The 18,188-nt window shown below is 56.9% G+C and carries 18 protein-coding genes; 7 read left to right on the top strand and 11 right to left on the bottom strand.

The genetic code is table 11. The features are described 5' to 3' along the window. Nucleotides 1-39 precede the first annotated feature (39 nt). Together DFP90_RS17665 and DFP90_RS17660 are read right to left on the bottom strand one after the other, a co-directional pair. Nucleotides 40-1,425, bottom strand: coding sequence for a sensor histidine kinase (locus DFP90_RS17665; protein ID WP_115937851.1), 1,386 nt, complete (start codon nt 1,423-1,425; stop codon nt 40-42). Next, complete coding sequence (locus DFP90_RS17660; RefSeq protein WP_115937850.1) at nt 1,406-2,065, bottom strand: response regulator transcription factor; 660 nt, start codon at nt 2,063-2,065, stop codon at nt 1,406-1,408. Before DFP90_RS17660 ends, DFP90_RS17665 begins: the two co-directional genes overlap by 20 nt. A 158-nt stretch (nt 2,066-2,223) precedes the next feature. Between DFP90_RS17660 and DFP90_RS17655 the strand changes: the two genes are divergently transcribed. From DFP90_RS17655 to DFP90_RS17645, 3 genes are all read left to right on the top strand, one after another. Further along, complete coding sequence (locus DFP90_RS17655) at nt 2,224-3,039, top strand: MipA/OmpV family protein (RefSeq protein WP_115937849.1); 816 nt, start codon at nt 2,224-2,226, stop codon at nt 3,037-3,039. Between the two features lie 12 nt (nt 3,040-3,051). After that, the gene (locus DFP90_RS17650) at nt 3,052-4,305 is read left to right on the top strand and encodes an alpha/beta fold hydrolase (RefSeq protein WP_115937848.1); all 1,254 of its coding nucleotides are present in this window, start codon (nt 3,052-3,054) and stop codon (nt 4,303-4,305) included. 97 nt (nt 4,306-4,402) lie between these two features. Next, a complete protein-coding gene (locus tag DFP90_RS17645; RefSeq protein WP_115937847.1) occupies nt 4,403-6,055 on the top strand; it encodes a U32 family peptidase in 1,653 nt (550 codons plus the stop codon). A 60-nt stretch (nt 6,056-6,115) separates the two neighbouring features. Here DFP90_RS17645 and DFP90_RS17640 read toward each other — a convergent pair whose 3' ends face one another. The 5 genes from DFP90_RS17640 to ald all read right to left on the bottom strand — a co-directional run bounded on the left by DFP90_RS17640 (nt 6,116) and on the right by ald (nt 10,564). After that, nucleotides 6,116-6,919: a helix-turn-helix transcriptional regulator gene (locus tag DFP90_RS17640; RefSeq protein WP_115937846.1), complete on the bottom strand. Its 804-nt coding sequence runs from the start codon at nt 6,917-6,919 to the stop codon at nt 6,116-6,118. Nucleotides 6,920-6,949: 30 nt separating this feature from the next. Further along, nucleotides 6,950-7,564 carry a LysE family translocator gene (locus tag DFP90_RS17635; protein ID WP_147301050.1) on the bottom strand — a complete coding sequence of 205 codons (615 nt, stop codon included), beginning with the start codon at nt 7,562-7,564 and terminating at the stop codon, nt 6,950-6,952. Nucleotides 7,565-7,660: 96 nt separating this feature from the next. Beyond that, a complete protein-coding gene (locus tag DFP90_RS17630) occupies nt 7,661-8,443 on the bottom strand; it encodes a substrate-binding periplasmic protein (RefSeq protein ID WP_245957114.1) in 783 nt (260 codons plus the stop codon). Between the two features lie 96 nt (nt 8,444-8,539). Continuing rightward, on the bottom strand, nt 8,540-9,280 hold the full coding sequence (locus tag DFP90_RS17625) for a DUF6969 family protein (RefSeq protein ID WP_245957111.1): 741 nt from the start codon (nt 9,278-9,280) through the stop codon (nt 8,540-8,542). 168 nt (nt 9,281-9,448) lie between these two features. Continuing rightward, nucleotides 9,449-10,564 carry an alanine dehydrogenase gene (gene ald / locus DFP90_RS17620; RefSeq protein WP_115937843.1) on the bottom strand — a complete coding sequence of 372 codons (1,116 nt, stop codon included), beginning with the start codon at nt 10,562-10,564 and terminating at the stop codon, nt 9,449-9,451. Nucleotides 10,565-10,735: 171 nt separating this feature from the next. Here ald and DFP90_RS17615 point away from each other — a divergent pair, with 171 nt between their 5' ends. The 4 genes from DFP90_RS17615 (at nt 10,736) to DFP90_RS17600 (ending at nt 13,212) form a co-directional block, all read left to right on the top strand. Next, complete coding sequence (locus tag DFP90_RS17615; RefSeq protein WP_115937842.1) at nt 10,736-11,200, top strand: Lrp/AsnC family transcriptional regulator; 465 nt, start codon at nt 10,736-10,738, stop codon at nt 11,198-11,200. Nucleotides 11,201-11,212: 12 nt separating this feature from the next. Beyond that, on the top strand, nt 11,213-11,674 hold the full coding sequence (locus DFP90_RS17610; protein ID WP_115937841.1) for a hypothetical protein: 462 nt from the start codon (nt 11,213-11,215) through the stop codon (nt 11,672-11,674). A gap of 107 nt (nt 11,675-11,781) precedes the next feature. Beyond that, nucleotides 11,782-12,990 (top strand): multidrug effflux MFS transporter, encoded by a 1,209-nt coding sequence (locus DFP90_RS17605; protein ID WP_115937840.1) that lies wholly within the window; start codon nt 11,782-11,784, stop codon nt 12,988-12,990. A 3-nt stretch (nt 12,991-12,993) separates the two neighbouring features. Next, entirely contained in the window at nt 12,994-13,212 is a 219-nt protein-coding gene (locus tag DFP90_RS17600) for a DUF6500 family protein (RefSeq protein ID WP_115937839.1), read from the top strand. 3 nt (nt 13,213-13,215) lie between these two features. Here the strand turns inward: DFP90_RS17600 and DFP90_RS17595 are convergent, their stop codons facing one another. From DFP90_RS17595 to cobI, 4 genes are all read right to left on the bottom strand, one after another. Next, nucleotides 13,216-14,409, bottom strand: coding sequence for an E22 family MetX-like putative esterase (locus DFP90_RS17595; protein WP_115937838.1), 1,194 nt, complete (start codon nt 14,407-14,409; stop codon nt 13,216-13,218). A gap of 470 nt (nt 14,410-14,879) precedes the next feature. After that, the gene (gene cobM, locus DFP90_RS17585; RefSeq protein ID WP_115937836.1) at nt 14,880-15,653 is read right to left on the bottom strand and encodes a precorrin-4 C(11)-methyltransferase; all 774 of its coding nucleotides are present in this window, start codon (nt 15,651-15,653) and stop codon (nt 14,880-14,882) included. 12 nt (nt 15,654-15,665) lie between these two features. After that, a complete protein-coding gene (cobJ, locus tag DFP90_RS17580) occupies nt 15,666-17,456 on the bottom strand; it encodes a precorrin-3B C(17)-methyltransferase (protein WP_115937835.1) in 1,791 nt (596 codons plus the stop codon). Further along, nucleotides 17,453-18,187, bottom strand: a complete 735-nt coding sequence (cobI, locus tag DFP90_RS17575; protein ID WP_115937834.1) for a precorrin-2 C(20)-methyltransferase — start codon at nt 18,185-18,187, stop codon at nt 17,453-17,455. The genes cobJ and cobI overlap by 4 nt, the downstream gene beginning before the upstream one ends. Between the last annotated feature and the right edge of the window lies 1 nt (nt 18,188).

Raw genomic sequence — 18,188 nt, 5'->3', positions numbered from 1 at the left:
CCTTACCGGAGGGAACGTGGCGGGCGGTTCCCACCTTGATCAATGAGGACCGGGTATGTCCAGTTCAAGGGATAGTCCGCCTAAAGTGGGTTTTGAAATGCGGGTCAAAGTGAAACCTAATTTCTCGCAAAGTTCAAAGACGATGGCCAGACCCAGACCGGCCCCCTGACGGTCGGTGCGGCCCAGCCGTTGAAACCGGTCGCCGGCCCGTTCAAACTCCTCCGGGGTTAATCCTGGCCCATTGTCGTGAACGTCAATTTTCAGCCTGCCATTGTCAGCCTGTCTCACACTGACAGCGACCAGGCCTTGTTCGGAGGAATATTTGATGGCGTTTTCCAGCAGATTCCGGAGTATCACCCGCAAAAGATCCTGTTGGCAGCGCGTGAACAGATTGTCCGGTGCATCCAGGGAAAGCTCGACTTGGCGCTTTTCCGCAATCGGCACCAAATCAGCCATCAATTCCTGCAGATGAACCGCAAGGTCGAACCGGGTCTCCGGCATATGGCCGAGATTGGCGCTTTGCGAGCGGGAAAGGTCCAAAAGTTGATGGACCAGCCTGTCTGCACGATCAATGGCGATCATGACATTGCCGATGGCCTGGCTTTCGGTCGGGTGTTCCGGATCAGGATCAATCTGTTCGACCTGGGCACGGATCGCGGTCAACGGCGTTCGCAATTCATGGGCTGCGTTGGAAATAAACTCACGCTCCTGGTCCATAACCTGCTTGAGGCGGCCCATGAAACCGTTCAGTGCCATCGCGATGGGTTTCATCTCAATGGGGGTGGCTTCCGTCCCGAGCGGGGTCAGGTCGCGGCCATCCCGCTGTTCGACATTTTTTGCAAAGGAATCCAGCGGTTCAAGGCCGGATCGAATCCCCATTCGAACGGCGCTCAGGACAAAAAACATGGCGATGGTCAATAGCCCGATTGCGAGGCCGGCGATTTCCACAGAAGCAAAAAATGCTTCTGCCTTGCTGACACCGACGATGACTTCTGTCCGGGTGGCCCGGTCCTCTAAGCCAAATAGGTCATACGTTTCCGAACCGATTCGGGCAGTGCCGTCCAAGGGCAGGGTTATGTCCAGACGCAATCCCCCGGCCAGGGAAGAATAGATTGGATGGCCGTCACGTCTGATCACGATCAGAAATTCTTCCAGTTCCAATTTATCGGACAGAACGTCATCCAGAGTCGGCTGCTGGACCACACGGTCCGGCATGACGGAGGCAAAAGCCAGAACCATCTGGGCGGTCCTGACCGCGCGCCGGTCCAAAGATTCCTGATATTCAACCGGTGCGAATATGAGGATAAGCATGGCGGTGATAAGCCAGATGGCAGCCATCGACCAGGCAAGCTTTTTAAAGAGATGCGCTTTTATGGACGGTGGGGGATCACCAGCGTTGGTGGCTTCATTCCTTGGGAAGAACATAGCCGACACCCCGGATGGTTTGGATCAGATCAGCACCAAGCTTGCGTCGGATCTGGGAGATAAAAACCTCAAGCGTGTTGCTCTCCGCTTCGCCGTCCCAGCCGTAAAGATGATCTTCCAAAGTGCGCCGGGTGAGAACCCGCCCCTGGTTTTCCAGCAAAAGCCGCAGCAGACCGAAAACCTTGGGCGTCAGCGGGATGTCACGGTCGCTCTTGGATACGGTGAGCGCCGCCGGATCGATGACCAGGTCGCGATAGGTCAACCGGTGACTTTGTTTGGTTTCGCGGCGCCGGGCCAGGGCCCTGCAGCGCGCCATCAATTCTTCCATGGCAAAAGGTTTGACCAGATAATCGTCGGCCCCGAGATCCAGGCCGCGCACGCGGTTATCCATCTCATAGCGGGCGGTCAGGATCAGGATGGGCAGAAAATGGCCACGGCCCCGGATTTCTTGAAGAATATCCATACCGTCTTTTCCGGGCAGTCCCAGATCCAGGATCATCATGTCAAAACCATCGATTTCCGGCAGTTCCGAAGCATCGGCCCCGTCGGTGATCCAGTCAACGGTATCTCCGGCTCGGGAAAAACTGCCCCGGATGGCGTCGCCAATCAGGGGGTCATCTTCAACTAGTAATATTCGCATAACATCCGCTTCACTTATTTCCTGGCATCATTCAGAGGGAACGAACCTGAATAAAACCTGAATCGAGCCCTTCAACCGGTTCAGGTTTTATTCAGGCAGGCCGCTTAAAACCGTCTCCGACAAACGTGAATTTCAAAACACAATAAGGTTTGAAGACAATGAAGAAAACCAATCTGTTCTCACCGTTGATCATTGCCGGGATGGCCACTGCTGCAGCGGCAGCTTTCGTTCCTCATTCGGCCATTGCGGAGGATCAAGGCACAGAGGAATGGTCCTTTGAAACCGGATTGGCGGCTATGTATGCACCGGACTATGAAGGATCCGATGATTACGAAATCGCCCCGGTGCCTTTGTTGGAAATCTCCTGGAATGACCGGATCACACTGACGACCTATGGCGGTCCGGGGCTGTATGCAAAGGCCTATGGCACGGAGGATTTCCGGGTGGATCTCGGCATCCGCTATGAAGGTGGGCGCGAGGCAAGCGACAATGATGCCTTGGGCGGTCTTGGTAACATGGATGTCGGGGCGGTCGCCGTGGGGGCTGTCAGCTATGAAATGGGGCCGATGGAGATTGGCCTGGAACTTGCGCATGACCTGGGTGGAGATCGCAAAGGCACGGCTGCGACCCTGGAAGCGGAATATGCCATGCCGGTATTCAACGGCCAGGCCCGATTGACCATCGCACCACATCTGACCTGGGTCAACGAAGACTACATGGACAATTCCTTCGGCATCACCGCCAGCCAGGCGGCGAGCTCCACCCTGGGGCTGGCCCAATATGATCCGGCGGCGGGTTTGCGTGATGTCGGGCTCACGCTGGGTGTGGGGTATCCGGTGACTGATAACGTTCTGGCTCTGGCCCGGGTGGATTATAGCCGGTTGATGAGTGAGGCTGCCGACAGCCCGCTGGTCAAAGATCAGGGATCCGCCAATCAGATGAGTGCGATTTTCGGCCTGGTTTACAAGTGGTGACGGGAGAACAAGATGCTGAATTCAAAGACAACAGCGCTCCGAACCGGGGCGGCGTTTCTATGCATGTTGGTGATTACCGCCTGTATGGTCATTGAGGGCGACAGGCACCATTTTGAAACGGAAGAAGAAGAAAACGAAAACTGGTATCACAATATTTCACGGGACAGCTGGGCCTGGCAGGGCGCGGACCCGGAAGTGATAGAACGGGTGCTGGCCAGGATTGCCAGTTCCAAAAATGCCCGGCGCGATCCGAACCTGTTGGACAGTGTGAAGGATTATGGTCCCGGTCATTGGGTCTTTGAATGGGAAACGGCCGGTGATCAGGTCCTGGATTTTGCAAGGAAGGCAGAACAGACGGGCGAAACGGCACGTGCGCGGAAGCTCTTTTTCGAAGCGTCAAGCTATTACACGACCGCTTCCTATCCGCATTTGAAAAATGATGCGTTGGCGATGAGGGCGCTCAACAAGGCCAGGCTGTCTTATCAGGCCGGAGGGCGCTTGCTTGAGGTGCCGCTGCAAACGGTTCGGATCCGCCATGGACAGCATGCTTTCAATGCCTATCTGCATCTGCCGAAGGGGCCGGGGCCGCATCCGCTGGTCGTGCAATCCATGGGATCGGATGTTGTCAAGGAACAGGCCTTGGGTGTTTTCAGCCGCCATCTGGCACCGCGCGGCATTGCCATGCTATCCATTGATATGCCAGGCATTGGTGAAAGCGGTGCCTTCCCGTTGACGGCCAGCAGCGACATTCTCCATGTGGCGGCGGTCAGGGCGATGCGCCGTCACCCGTCCGTGGATGGCGATCGTATCGCCGTTATGGGGGCGAGTTTTGGCGGCCATCCGGCGGCAAGAATTCTATTCCGCAAAGAATTGTCACTGGCTGGCAGCGTTTCAATTTGCGGACCCCTGGACAGCGCTTTCCTGATGGAAGAGGACGATTACGCGAAACTACCGGAAATGACCCTGGATGCGGTTAAGGATCGGTTGGGATTTTCCAAAGAAGTGGCCTGGGAGCAATTCAGTGAGCGGTTCAGATCTTTTTCCCTGGCACAACAGGGGATATATGGTCAGTCGGCGGAGACGCCCCTGCTGGTTGTGACCACCCATGCGGACCCGGTTGCGCCGTTGAGTGATCTGAAACCATTGGTCCAGGCCGCCCGCAACAGCCATACGGTTATTTTGTATGAGCAGGGCCATTGTCCGGACAAGGATGTGCGCTACGCGGTCGCGGCAGACTGGCTGACCGATCTGTTTTCCAGGCTATAGGTTTTCCAGAGGGTATGGAAATGGCGGAATACTTGTATTTCTGCGGTTTTCGCCTTATGTAAGGCGCGCTTTTCCCAGATGAGGTATAATCAGGGCCATGACCGTGCCAACCCGACGTTCCGAATTACTGATGCCTGCAGGCTCTCTGCAGAAACTCAAGGTCGCCATCCTTTATGGCGCCGATGCGGTCTATATGGGCACACCGGACATGTCCCTTCGCACCAAATCCGATCTGACATTGGAAGATGTGGTTGAGGGAATTGAATTTGCCCATGCCCATGGCAAGCGGGTTTATCTTACCCTCAATCTCTTTTCCCATAACAAGGATATCGACAAGCTGCCGCAATATGTCGAGACCGTGCGCAAGGTCAAACCCGACGGTTTGATCGTGGCCGATCCCGGTGTCTTCATGTTTGTCAAGGAACATGCCCCGGAATTGGAACTGCATGTTTCCACACAGGCCAATGTCTGTTCCTGGCAGTCGGTTAAATTTTGGCAGGATCTGGGGGCGAAACTGGTGGTGCTGGCCCGTGAGGTCTCTTTTGCCGAGCTGGCTGAAATCCGGGAAAAATGCCCGGATATCAAATTGGAGGCCTTTGTGCATGGCTCCATGTGCATGACCTATTCCGGGCGGTGCATGCTCTCAAACTTCATGGTTGAGCGCGGCGCGAACCAGGGGGCCTGCGCCAACAGCTGCCGCTGGAAATACAAGGTCCATATCAAGCTGAAAGATGGCACCGTCAAAGAACTGAACCTGACGGAAGAGAATATGGACCTGTTTGAGTTTTTCCTGGAGGAAGAGCATCGCGGTGGCGAGCTGATGCCGATCCAGGAGGATGACCGCGGCACCTATATCCTCAATTCCAAGGATTTGTGCATCATGCCGAAACTGGAGGATTATCTCTCCATCGGTGTCGACAGCCTGAAGGTTGAGGGGCGCGGCAAAAGCCCGTTTTATGCCGGCATTGTAGCCCGTGCCTATCGCATGGCGATTGATGATTGGTACAAAGACCCGGAAAACTGGGATCCTCAGGATTATATGGATGAATTGGCCAAAGTGCCGAACCGGGGCTATACCTTTGCGTTCCACGAAGGGCGCCTGACCAATCATGCCCACAATTTCGACGAAGGCGGCAATGTGGCGGAATATGAGTTCGCTGGCATTGTTGAAGAGGCGGATGACGCGGGTTTCACCGTTGATGTGAAAGCAAAACTGGAAGCGGGCGACGTTCTGGAAATTGTCTCTCCCCACAGGCGTGAACCGATCCTGATCCGGCTCTATGATTTTGACGAGGTTGGTGTGGATGAACCGGTCACCGTGGTTCAGCCGGGCAAAAAGCCGAAGATCCGTATCGCCTGGTCTTTGTTTGACCAGGAAGAGCTGGCAAGCCTCAGGAATGAAATTCCGCCCTATACCATCCTGCGCAAAGAAAAGCCGCTGACCGAAGTGCAGCGCAACCGCATGAAGCTGGACAAGGAAGCCCAGCGGATCGAACTGGGGAAAGGGTCTGATCTTTCTTACGACAAAAAGACCAAGGCACTGCAGGGGGCATTGGCGGACAATAATGCGGACCGCACATTCCGCACGCCGCGTGTCGGCACCGAAGGTTGCTGTGGCAAAGGCTGCAATGGTTGCCTGATGTTCTGGAATGATCCGATTTATGAAAAAGCCCGCAGCCTGCTGGCCAGCAAGAAGCAGGGACAGCTATTGCAAAAGACCGAAGTGAAAGAGGTTACGGCGGCGGAGTGATCAAGGCCTCTCCGGGTGGATGCCCGGATCACGCCCGGGGTGGCGGGGTTATTTGCGGTTTTACCTGAAGAACCCCTGATACTGTCGGGGGGTTACCGCCAGTCTCTGCTTGAAAGAACGCTGGAAATGCGCCTGGTCGGCAAAGCCCAGCCCATGTGCGGTTTCGGCCAGTCGCGCTCCCCGGACCAGCATCTTTTTTGCCTGTTTGATCCTAAGGTCCAGCTGATAGCCATGCGGGGTGAGCCCGTAATGTTTCTTGAACGCCCGCACCAGGTGATAGCGGCTGAGGCCCGTGGCGATGGCCAGATCGTCCAATGACACATTCTCTTCCAGCCGATCCTGCAACAGTTCGGCGGCAAGGGACAGTTTGGCAGCAGCAGAACGCCACCGGGGCTCCTCCGGCTGGTCTTTCATCAAGGAACCGAAAACCGTGTCCAGTTTTTCCAACAGCAGACATTCTGCGGCAAAAGCGTCTGTCTCATAGGCCAGTCCGTCAAAAAGATGCTGGAAATCCCGACTGATGCCGGGCAATTGGCTGGCGCTTTCCCGGAAGGGGAGGTAATCCAGGCCGTGCATGTCAAACCGGCTGTCCTGCCATTCCCCAATCCATTGGGCATCGATGAACAGCATCCGATAGGACCAATGGTCGCCGATCGGGTTGCAGGAATGGGCGTCACCCGGATTGATCGTCACCAATGTGCCGTCGCCGATTGTTTGGCTTTCGCCCATATTCTGATAGAGGGCGCGGCCTTTCAGCATGCCGAAGGAAAATTCGTCATGGCTGTGGGGTTGGAAACAGGCATGGGATTCCTTGGCTTCCCGCAATTCCACAAAGGGAAGCGCCGGGCATTTCCAGAAATTCATAGTGCCGGTTACTGCCAAAATGATTGGGCCTCATCCCTGAAAAAACATCATAATCACACAGGCTGCAAGAAGGCCCGCCATAATAAGGTTGAAGAATTTAGCCCGTTTGGGCCGGGCAAGGAAAGCCTGTAATAGACTGCCCAGACCAGCCCAGGTGCCGATTGACCCGACACAGATGGTAAATGCCAGCCCGCAATATAGCATAAGAGAAAGAAAGGGCTGCGGGCTGCCCGCCAGAAACAGACCAGCCCCGGAAAGGGCAGCCAGCCAAGCCTTGGGATTTAGACCCTGGGCCAGAAACCCGTTGAGGAAACCCTGTGTTAGCTCTGGCGGTGTCGGCTTGTCGTCCGACGGCAAAGCCTCTACCGGCGCACTGGCAATGCGCCAGGCCAGATAAAGCAGAAAGGCCCCACCGGCCAGTTGCATGGCCTGGGCGATCTTTGGATTGCCGGATAGAAAACCGCTTAATCCCGTTCCGGCCAACAGGCAGATTAGGCAATAGGAAGCGGAAGCCCCGAAAACATGTGGCAGGGCGCGCCGAAAACCATGTGCGGCCCCGGTGCTGGTGGCGATGATATTGACCGGTCCCGGTGTGATGGCGGCGACCAGCAAAAAAGCGGACATGGGTAGGATGACTGATAGCAACGGCGCTCTCCTGGTAAAACAGGGGCGACTGTAGGGCGATTGCACCGTGAAATATTGAATGAAATTGCTCTTTTGCCCGTTTAAGGCCAAAGATCATCAGCGGATGATATATTTCTGTTCCAGCTTGGCGATTGTGCCATCCTTCATCATACGGCCGATCTCTTTGTTGAAGTCCTCCACCAGGCCCGCGCATTCCGTATGGCCACTGAACAGGAAATGCACGCCGTTTGAGGTGACTGCCCAGGGCAGGTCGACAATTTCGCCCTGATAACCGCTGCTTTGGATATCTTCCAATCCGTCAAACCGGCCAAGAACCGCATAATCGGCGACATCGGAGGCGAGCATGCGCATGATCTTGTTCCGGTCCCGGGAAGGCACATGTTTGAAGAGCAGGTTTTCCTTGGCGAATGAATCGAAACTCTCGCCATAAGAGCCGCCCTGTGGCCGCAGGCCGACTCGGCCCACCAAGTCCTCCAGGCGCTGTAGGGGAAACTCGCGCCCTTTGCGGACAAAAATTGCAACCTCATCTTGCAGCACGGGTTTGGAATAGAGGAAGCGGTTGGCCCGGTCCTGGGTCCAATAGACCCCCATGATGACGTCCAGCTCGCCTTGTTCCATCTGCAGGAACAGGCTTTTCCAGCTGACTTGTGGTTGGGGTATGATCTGAATATCAAGTTGGCTGCCGATCTCGACGGCCAGGTCGGGCAGGATGCCGGACAGGTTGTTGGTGTTTTCCTCCCGTATCATGACCGGAAACCAGTCATTGGTGCCATTCACCCGCAATTCTCGGCATTCAGCAAGCGCTGTCCCCGTGATCAAAAGGGGCGCGAACACGCCCAAAAGCGTTGGCAGTAAGCATAGAGAATATTTGTTCAACACCAACTCACCGTTTCTCCCAGTTTCCCGAAGAACACTATAAAACGCATCTCTTAACAGCGGATTAAACCGTGAGGTCACAATCGATTGTGACAGCCGTCATGCCAAGGCGGCGCGGACCAGCCGGATCTGCTCCTCAACCGAGATCGGCTGCTCGGAGGTAACCTCCAACGCCCGGTCCTCGAACACATCCCGGTCGGGATGGTCGCGGGTCCAGATGGCAATGGTCTGATCGCGCATCCGGATCAGGTTTTCGATCTGAGGCCGGAACAGGCGGACCATGTCGGTGATCCAGATATTGACCGGCCAGCTGGGCCGGGCCAGATCCATCTCGAAATGATCCAGCATGGCAATCACATCCCCGGCCCGATACCAGTTTTCCGCCGTGACCCATCGGTTGGTGGTGAACAGGCCAACAGGAAAGCCGTATTTATCCATGGAGATGGCGATCAGATGGCTGATGTTGTCATCGCGTTTATCCATGTAATCCGCTTGGGATTGTTCGGATGGCTGGAATTCGGTGCTCATCCCCGCCTCGCGCAGGAATAGGTGAAAATGACCATGCTCGTCCGGGCGGTGGGAATGGTAATAATACTGGCTATGACTTTCTGGATCATAGGCGTCCCCCTTGGGGTAATGATCCATCTCATAAAAGGTGCCCTGGCCTTTCAGCACCTCGGAAACCACATTGTCATTGCCCTTTTTCAGCACGCGGTAGCTTTCCAGGATCCGCTCTCCCGCAGCCAGCATTTTCTCCAGCTCTTCCTGGGTCGAGCGGGCCAATAGCTGGTTGCTGGCGGCACAGACGGCTTTATGGGGCGGCGGCGGGGCGGGCTGCATGCGGTATTCTCCTGTCTTCCAAACGGGTAGAGGCTATCACAGCTCAGTTAATGGAGCGCAAATAAAGCATCACAAAAAAAAGCGGGGCGGTGAAAGAACACCGCCCCAGCAAGGGGAAGGAACGAGGGAATCGTTCCATCAGAGAATTGGGTGAAGCTCGAGAGCTTCTTAGCCGATGAAGCTTTTCGGATCGGCAAATTCTTTGCCCAGGGCCTCGGAGACCGCCTCGTAGGTGATCTGGCCAGCATGGACGTTGAGCCCGTTCAGCAGATGCGCATCATCGGCACATGCCTGTTTCCAGCCTTTGTCGGCCAGCGCCAGGGTGAAGGGCAGGGTTGCGTTATTGAGCGCGAAGGTGGAGGTCCGTGCCACCGCACCCGGCATGTTGGCCACACAGTAATGGACGATATCGTCCACCACATAGGTCGGTTCTGCATGGGTGGTTGCCTTGGAGGTCTCGAAACAGCCGCCCTGGTCGATGGCGACGTCAACCAGAACCGCGCCCGGTTTCATCTGGGAAAGCTGGGCTTTCTTGATCAGTTTCGGCGCAGCCGCACCCGGCACCAGAACCGCACCCACAACCAGATCGGCCTGCAGGACCAGCTCTTCGGTTGCATCAATGGTGGCATACTGGGTTTTCAAGCGCGGGCCGAAAACATCATCGATATAGGCGAGACGCGGCAGGGACCGGTCCAGAACGGTGACATCCGCGCCCAGGCCGATCGCCATGCGGGCCGCGTTCAAGCCGACAACACCGCCGCCGATGACAACAACCTTGCCAGGGGCAACGCCCGGAACGCCGCCAAGCAAAGTGCCCAGGCCGCCATTGGCTTTCTGCAGGGCAACTGCGCCCACCTGGATGGACATGCGGCCGGCAACTTCGGACATCGGCGCCAACAGCGGCAGACCGCCCTTGGCATCGGTGATGGTTTCGTAAGCAATCGCGGTGCAACCGCTTTCCTGCAGCAGTTCGGTCTGGGTCGGATCGGGCGCCAGATGCAGGTAGGTGAACAGCAGCTGGCCTTCGCGCAGCATTTTGCATTCAACCGGCTGCGGCTCTTTTACTTTCACGATCATTTCGGCGCTGGCGAAGATTTCTTCGGCGGTCTGGGCGATGGTGGCGCCGACCTTGATATAATCCTCATCCGTGCAGCCGATGCCGATGCCGGCATTGGTTTCGACAACCACCTTATGGCCGCGTGCAACCACTTCGCGCACGCTGGTCGGGGTCATGCCGACACGAAATTCGTTGTTCTTGATTTCCTTGGGTACACCGATAAACATCTTTTCTCTCCCGAATGGCCGCAGGGGTTTTGTCGCCTCACTGCGGTCCAGTTATTCCCAAGCCTGACTCTATTGGATGGCGCGCCGAATGTGCTTGCTATTTTTGGGTGATTTGGCGACAAATTTCGCATAAAATCGTCAAAATAAGAGAAATCTTCGAAGGATATTGCGTTGATTGAGCTAGATGAGGTGGATCGTAAGATCCTGAGCCTGTTGCAGCAGGATGGCCGCATGTCCAATGCGGAGCTGGCGGAGAAGATCAATCTATCGGCCAGCGCCTGCCTGCGCCGGGTACGGCGGCTGGAGGATGACGGGGTTATCGACCGCTATGCCATGATCCTGAATCCCAAGGCGATCGGGCGGACCTCCAATATTTTTGTTGAGATCACGCTGAAATCACAGTCGGAGGAAAGCCTGAACGAATTTGAGGCGGCGGTGGCCAAATGCCCCGGTGTCATGAGCTGCCATCTGATGTCGGGTGACTATGATTACATGATCCGCATTGCCGTCAGCGGGGCCACGGAATATGAACATATCCATAAAAGCTATCTGGCGCGCTTGCCTTATGTGGACCGGATCCGGTCCAACTTCGCGCTCCGCACCGTCTGTAACCGCACCACCTTCAAATTCGCCTGAGAGACTGCCCTGATGAATAAACTGCTGATGACCGTTATTGCGTCCCTGTTGCTGGCCACCGCTGCCCAGGCCGATGACGCGGCCCAGGCCCGCACCTTTTTTGAGGGGTTCGCCGCCAAGGTGAATGACTATGACCAGGGGGTGGCCGACCTTTATTCTGAGGAGGCTAAAATCATCACCCTGCGCACCGACGCCGAAGGCGGCCCGCATCGGGTCAGCCATCATGCCTTGAAATGGAAACGCATTATGGTGCTCGCCATGCAGCTGGGAAAAATCCGCCAGGATAAGACCGATTTCACCATCACCGATGTGATCGATGAAGGCGACGGCACCTACAAGATCAAGGCGGAACGCACGTCCCACCTACTCTGTTACACCGACAGGGGCTATTTCCAGCGGGTGAAGCGGCAGGTGGACGGAACTTTCCTGATCGTCCAGGAATATCTGGAGACACAGGAAAAGAGTGATTGCTGATCAGGCTTTTACGCGAGGTGGACAAGAACGGAGAGGCAAAGGCTTGCAAGCCCCCGTCGCCTGCGCCAATTTGTTGAAAACACAACCATCAACAAGGCTGCACATCCATGACCATCCGCCCGGAAAGCCTGGCGATCACGATCCTGCTGACCATGCTGACCGCATTGGGGCCGATCTCGACTGATTTATACCTGCCCTCCCTGCCGTCGATCCAGGCGGCCTTCCTGACCGATGTGCCAACCGTTCAACTGACCTTGTCGGTCTATCTGATCGCCTTTGCGGTCTGCCAACTGGTCTATGGACCGCTGTCGGACCGGTTTGGGCGCCGACGGGTGCTGATCTTAGGGGTTGGCATTTATGCGGCGGCCTCGGTGGCTTGCGTCTTTGCGCAATCCGTTGAGCAGCTGGTGGCGGCCCGGCTGTTTCAGGCGCTGGGTGGCTGTTCCGGTGTGGTGGTGGCGCGGGCGGTGGTGCGCGATGTTTATGGCGCGACCCGGGCGGCGAAGCTGCTCTCCTACATGGGGACGGCCATGGCGCTGGCCCCGGCTTTGGGGCCGATTTTGGGCGGGTATCTGACCGTGGCCTTTGGCTGGCAGGCAAATTTTGTTGTGTTGAGCATTTTTGGCGGGGCCTGCCTGATGGGGCTTATCTTCCTGCTGCCGGAAACCCATCACGACACTGATCCGACCGCCTTCAACCCGCCGCAGATGCTGCGCAATTTCAAGAGCCTCTTGGGCCATGGCGGCTATCGCGGTTATCTGTTTACCTCCGCATTTAGCTATTCCGGTCTGTTTGCCTTCATTTCCGGCTCTTCTTTTGTCTTCATCAAGGTGCTTGGTCTGACCGCGGATCAATATGGCTATTGTTTTGCGGCCATCGTGCTGGGCTATATGGCCGGCACCCAAATCGGGGGGCGCTCGGTCACCCGCTTTGGCATCAAGGCCATGGTGCAATGGGGCGCGGTGATTTCCGCGGTGGCGGGGCTGGCCATGGCGGCTTTTGCCATTATGGGTGTCAGTTCCGTGGCGGCGGTTCTGGCGCCCATGATCCTCTATATGGTCGGCATGGGGCTGGTGCTGCCCAACTCGGCGGCGGGCAGCATCGGGCCGTTCCCGAAAATGGCGGGCGCGGCCTCCAGCCTGCTGGGCTTTTGCCAATATTCCATTGCGGCGGCCATCGGCTATGCGGTCGGCCATGCCTTCAACGACAGCCAGATCCCCATGGCCCTGGCCATCGCCTTCATGGGGTTGGCGAGCTTCCTTTGTTATTTCCTGATGATCCGCGGTGTCAGCGAACCGGCGGAAGAGGCGGTGTAAGAGATGCGCGACAGTTTGAGACAGAAAATCATCGAGGTCTGCAATACCAAGATTGCGGCCAAGGGCGAAGGGGTGGGCGTTTCCTTCTATGCCTTTTTCAAGAACCGCAATGACGACCCGGATCTGTTGATGGAAGCCGCCACATGGTGGATCCGGACCCACCAGCTTGATCATTTCGAAAAAGCCGTGAAGATCCGGGATATGGTGCAGGCCGGTCAGTAAGCGTTATTCCAGCCAGGCGCGAATCTTCTCTTCCGCCTGGGGCAGGAAGACCACGCCGTTGATATGGCCCAAGGGGCCGGTGATCACCTGCAGATCCACCTCATTGCCCTGGTTTTTGAGGGTTTCGGCCAATTTCATGGATTCTTCTGGCGGGAAGATCAGGTCGCCTTCGGCGGGCAGGAACAGGAATTTGGCCTTGATCTTGTCCAGGTCCGCCCGGATGTCATAGGTTTGGCAGGCGCGTACCAGATACAGGAAATGGTTGGCATCCGCGATGGCCGCCCGGGACTGGCCACGTTCATTCAGCATCTTTTCCACGGAATAGAGCGCTTTCAGATTCAACGCCGGGTCTTGTGTTTGGTCGGCCCATTGATTGTCATGTTTGGCGACCCAGCCGGCCTGGAAGGCATCCATGGTGACCGATTGCAGGGCCACGCCCAGGCCCGCCTTGGGCAGGTCCTTGCCATAATAATCCCCGCCATTCCAGTTGGCATCCAGCTTGATCGGGTCGGCCCAGGTTTTCAGCATGCCAATCAGATAGGGCGTGCCGGAGGCGCCCGGCGAGATCACCGGCATGGCGCGCGGCACCATCTCGGGATATTTCGCGGCCCAAACCAATGTCTGCAAGGATCCCATGGAGGCACCTGCCACCCCATGCAGCTTCTTGATGCCAAGGCTGTCCAGCAGTGCTTTTTGCACATGGACAAAATCCTCAATGGTGACCACCGGGAAAGTGAGGCCATATGGCTTGCCGGTGTCGGGATTGATGCTGGCCGGGCCGGTGGTGGTGACCTGGGGATTATGAACACCCAGATTGACCAGGGTATCGGCACTGATCACGAAATATTTGTCCGTATCAATGGCCTTGCCCGGACCGATGATATTGTCCCAATAACCCGCCGCCTTATCATCCGGCGCATATTTGCCGGCCGCGTGGGAATTGCCGGAAAAATAATGGGCGATCAAAATCGCATTGGATTTATCCTGATTCAGGTTGCCATAAGATTCCCATCCTACTTTGACATCCCTGATCACGGCACCGCCCACCGTCTGGTAGCTTTCCATCTGGAAAACCTTCTTTTCGGTCAAAAGTGGCGGGGTCTCATCGGCTCTGGCAAAGGAGATGGTTGAAATGAAAATGGCTAAGATAAACAGATACAGCCGGGCAATGCCCGGAAACCGTTGTCCGGTGCGCATGGATCTACTTCCCCTGTTTCAATGGATTTCGGATCATTATCCGGGAAAATCTAAAGAAAGATACCCGTATAAATGGGTATATGGCGCTGTTGGCGCGGCCAGGATCCAATTTATTCCCAAAAATATTGATTTTGTGACGGCGATCACTTCGGACAGCCAACCGGTTTGTTATTCATAATCACATAAACACCCTGGATATGGGATCAGGAGCGAGGAATAGACCCATGGTTGGCAGCGTCAGGAATATCTCAATCGGCATGGCAGGCGGTATTCTGCTGGGTCTTTCGATGATTTTCATGGAAGCAGCCTTCGGTCTTCTTCTCTGACGGAACCACACGTCGGATCGACTGCAAGCCTCAAACACCCCGCCCAAGAATTTTGCGCATTATTTGTCCGGGCCCCTGAACGACAAGGGGGCCCGTTTTTTATGGGCCCCCTCATACATAGCATTCAACTGTTCTCGATAGGGTTTAGTCTATCGATCCGTCCGCGGCTGGCCGCAGCACGTGGGTATGGTCGGCATGGTATAGATGGCTGTCGGCAAAGTTATCTTGGCTGAGCACGCGCCCGACCAGAATCAGGGCGGTCCGCGTGATGCCCAGTGGTTTCACCTTGTCGCGGATATCGGCCAATGTGCCATGGACGAACTGCTGGTCCGGCCAAGTGACCCGGTAACCGACTACCACCGGGCAATCCTCGCCATAATGGGGTTTCAATTCCTTGATCACCTTGGCCAGGTTGTTGATGGAGAGATGGATCGCCAAGGTCGCGCCGGTTTTGGCGAAGTTTTCCAACGTTTCCCCTTCCGGCATGGATGAGGCGCGTACGGCTGTACGTGTCAGCACGATCGACTGGGAAACACCGGCCAGTGTCAGTTCGGATTCCAGCTCTGCCGCCATGCCCGCATAGGCGGAGACACCGGGTGTCACGTTGAACGGGATATCCAGTTCTTTCAGACGACGGATCTGTTCGGCGATCGCGCCATAAAGGCAGGGATCGCCGGAATGAACCCGGGCAACATCCTGCCCTTTGGCATGGGCGGCCTTGATCTCTTCCATGATCTCATCAAGATGCATGGGCGCGGTATCGATCACGCGGGCGCCTTCTGGTGCTGCTTTGACGATTTCTTCCGGGACGAGGGATCCGGCATAAAGACAGACCGGGCTTTCCTGGATCAGTTTCAAACCGCGCACGGTGATCAGATCGGCGGCACCGGGGCCGGCACCAATAAAATATACAGTCATCGGTCAGGCTCCTCAGTCTTCCATTTTCTTGGCATAGCCACGCGGGGTGTAAACGATATTGCGCCCGCCGCGCTCAACAAAGCGGGTTTCGGAATTGCCGATCATTACCAATGTCAGCATGTCCACTTCTTCCGGATCGAAATCGGCCAGGGTGACCACCTTGATGGTCTCATCCACGCGGCCCAGATTCCGGGCGATCAGGACCGGGGTTGTTTCCGGGCGGTGGTTCAACAGGATGGTTCGCGCTTCGCCCAAAAGCGTGCGGCGGCGCAGGCTTTGCGGGTTATAGAACGAAATCACGAAATCCCCCTGGCCGGCCGCTTCCAGGCGTTTCAGGATATGGTCGCGCGGGGTCAGCAGGTCAGACAGGCTGATGGTACAGAAATCATGGTTGATCGGCGCGCCGATGCGGGCGGCCGCTGCCTGGAAGGCGGAAATGCCGGGCACAACCGTCACCTCAACCCCGTTCCAGGCACGGTCATCCTTGCGGTCGATCAGTTCGAACACCAGGGTTGCCAGGGCATAAATGCCGGGGTCGCCAGAACAGACCAGCGCCACGTCGCGGCCCTCGGCCGCCAGTTCCAGTGCGCGCCGGGCGCGCGCCTCTTCCTCACCCAGTTCGGAATTATGGGTTGGCTTGCCAGCGATCAGGTCGGCGCAAAGATCCAGATAAAGCTGGTAGCCGACAATCTCGTCCGCTGCTTTCAACGCCGCGACGCTTTCTGCTGTGCGCCATTCGAGGTTTCCGGGGCCGATGCCAACCACAAACAGTTTGCCCCGTGACCGGCCTTTGCCAGTCAGGTCGACCAGGGGCGCACGCGCAATCGCCACTGTATGTTTCGGGTCTTTCTGTTTCGGCAGGATCAATTCGCCCTCTGGCCCGGCCAGCGCCAGGGCGGATCCTTCCGCCACGCCATGACAGCCGGTTTCGGCAAAGACCACGTCGGACGGATTGGCCAGGCGCGGGGTCTCCGCTTCCAATGTTGCGGCCTCGAACAGGCGGAAAGGTTTATTGAGATCCGCTGCCAGATGATGCATGGCCGGTTCATCGCCCTTGATGTCGATTGAACCGATGGCGGCAACGGACTGGGCGGAAAGGCCCTGATCATAAAGGGCGGCTTTGACCATCCCGGTCAAATCACCGGCAGGCGCACCGCGCTCGCAGCCAACTCCGATGGTCAATACCGGCGGGTGGATCACAAGGGTCTTTTCATCGGTACAATCGGCCTGGTCGGTGATCAGCACGGTAAACTCACCCTCATCGGCGAATTTGTCCGCAGGCGGCCAGCTCTCGTCACCTGCTTCGATCACCAGCTTCACCGGTTCGCCTGCCAGCATGGCGGCGGTGACCGGTTTCATCATGTCCGGGTTTTCCAGAACCCAGCCAACGGGCGGCTCATCCAGCGAGAAGCCGTGGCACAGGTCGCTTGCGGTGGTGACGGCGGCCAACGTCTCCAGCTTGCCCGCCAGCTCACGGGTCAGGGCGTTGGCACCCCGATGCCCGCCCAGCAGCGGGATCACGGCGGATTTGTCTTCCGGCACGGACAGGACCGGGGATTCATCCCGTTTGTCGCCCAAAACCGGGGCGAGTGCCCGGATCAGGATTGCGGAGGCGCAAACCCCAATGATGGTGGTCTTTTCCGCAAACAGGGTGCGGATATGATCCATGGTATTGTCAAAGGTGACGTCCGCATCGGGCAGGCGTTTGGCCAGGCCATGGACAGAAGCGTTTTCCAGATGGCCCGCGATCTCTTTTGCGGTTTCAAATGCTGACTGGGTCAGTGCGATGACGGCAATGGTCATTTCCAGGCTTCGCCTCTCTTATGGACAAGGATCATGGAGAAATACGGGGCTTTTTCCAGATCAACTTCACTTAAACTGGAGACCACCTGGTTTTCCATGGTGGCATGGCTGATATAGCGGGCCTCATTCATCAAATCCAAACGCTCGATGACGCGCCGGATCTTGGGCAGATGGCGGCCGACCTTGATGATGGCCGCGCTTTCCACTTGCGTTAGCCTGCGTTCGAGCAGGTCTTCTTCAATGGGGCCGGGCATGACGGTCATCACGTCATTGCGGCTGGCCAACGGCGATCCGATAGCGGCGGCGGTTGCCATCAGGGAGGAGACACCGGGCACGACCTGGACCGGATAATCTTCGGCGATGCGGCCAAACAGATACATGAAGGACCCGTAAAAGAAGGGGTCGCCCTCGCACAGAACCGCGACGTCATGGCCCTTGTCCAATTCAGCGGCAATCTCGACCGCGGCGGTATCATAGACCTGCTGGGCCGGGAAACGGGCCACTTCCATGGGCATGCGGATCGGGATTTCCTTGTGATGACCGTCCAGATGATCGGCGGCGATGGTGCGCGCCATGGATTCACCCTCCAATGGCGCGGGCCAGGCCAGAACCGGCACGTCACGAATGACCCGCAATGCCTTCAGGGTGATCAATTCCGGGTCGCCAGGGCCGACACCGACGCCATAGAGCGTGCCTTTAGTGGTCGTTCCTTGTTCTTCGGCGATACTCATA

This window comes from Aestuariispira insulae, from assembly GCF_003385955.1.
GTDB classification, from domain to species: domain Bacteria; phylum Pseudomonadota; class Alphaproteobacteria; order UBA8366; family Aestuariispiraceae; genus Aestuariispira; species Aestuariispira insulae.
The sequence above is the reverse complement of the archived record's forward strand: the minus strand, read 5'-3'. Positions and strand labels throughout refer to the sequence as shown.

What these genes read in the sequence shown, in the direction of transcription:
- DFP90_RS17665 (WP_115937851.1), bottom strand. Translation starts at nt 1,425, where the DNA reads ATGTTCTTCCCAAGGAATGAAGCCACCAACGCTGGTGATCCCCCACCG.
- DFP90_RS17660 (WP_115937850.1), bottom strand. Translation starts at nt 2,065, where the DNA reads ATGCGAATATTACTAGTTGAAGATGACCCCCTGATTGGCGACGCCATC.
- DFP90_RS17655 (WP_115937849.1), top strand. Translation starts at nt 2,224, where the DNA reads ATGAAGAAAACCAATCTGTTCTCACCGTTGATCATTGCCGGGATGGCC.
- DFP90_RS17650 (WP_115937848.1), top strand. Translation starts at nt 3,052, where the DNA reads ATGCTGAATTCAAAGACAACAGCGCTCCGAACCGGGGCGGCGTTTCTA.
- DFP90_RS17645 (WP_115937847.1), top strand. Translation starts at nt 4,403, where the DNA reads ATGACCGTGCCAACCCGACGTTCCGAATTACTGATGCCTGCAGGCTCT.
- DFP90_RS17640 (WP_115937846.1), bottom strand. Translation starts at nt 6,919, where the DNA reads ATGAATTTCTGGAAATGCCCGGCGCTTCCCTTTGTGGAATTGCGGGAA.
- DFP90_RS17625 (WP_245957111.1), bottom strand. Translation starts at nt 9,280, where the DNA reads ATGCAGCCCGCCCCGCCGCCGCCCCATAAAGCCGTCTGTGCCGCCAGC.
- ald (WP_115937843.1), bottom strand. Translation starts at nt 10,564, where the DNA reads ATGTTTATCGGTGTACCCAAGGAAATCAAGAACAACGAATTTCGTGTC.
- DFP90_RS17610 (WP_115937841.1), top strand. Translation starts at nt 11,213, where the DNA reads ATGAATAAACTGCTGATGACCGTTATTGCGTCCCTGTTGCTGGCCACC.
- DFP90_RS17605 (WP_115937840.1), top strand. Translation starts at nt 11,782, where the DNA reads ATGACCATCCGCCCGGAAAGCCTGGCGATCACGATCCTGCTGACCATG.
- DFP90_RS17600 (WP_115937839.1), top strand. Translation starts at nt 12,994, where the DNA reads ATGCGCGACAGTTTGAGACAGAAAATCATCGAGGTCTGCAATACCAAG.
- DFP90_RS17595 (WP_115937838.1), bottom strand. Translation starts at nt 14,409, where the DNA reads ATGCGCACCGGACAACGGTTTCCGGGCATTGCCCGGCTGTATCTGTTT.
- cobM (WP_115937836.1), bottom strand. Translation starts at nt 15,653, where the DNA reads ATGACTGTATATTTTATTGGTGCCGGCCCCGGTGCCGCCGATCTGATC.
- cobJ (WP_115937835.1), bottom strand. Translation starts at nt 17,456, where the DNA reads ATGACCATTGCCGTCATCGCACTGACCCAGTCAGCATTTGAAACCGCA.
- cobI (WP_115937834.1), bottom strand. Translation starts at nt 18,187, where the DNA reads ATGAGTATCGCCGAAGAACAAGGAACGACCACTAAAGGCACGCTCTAT.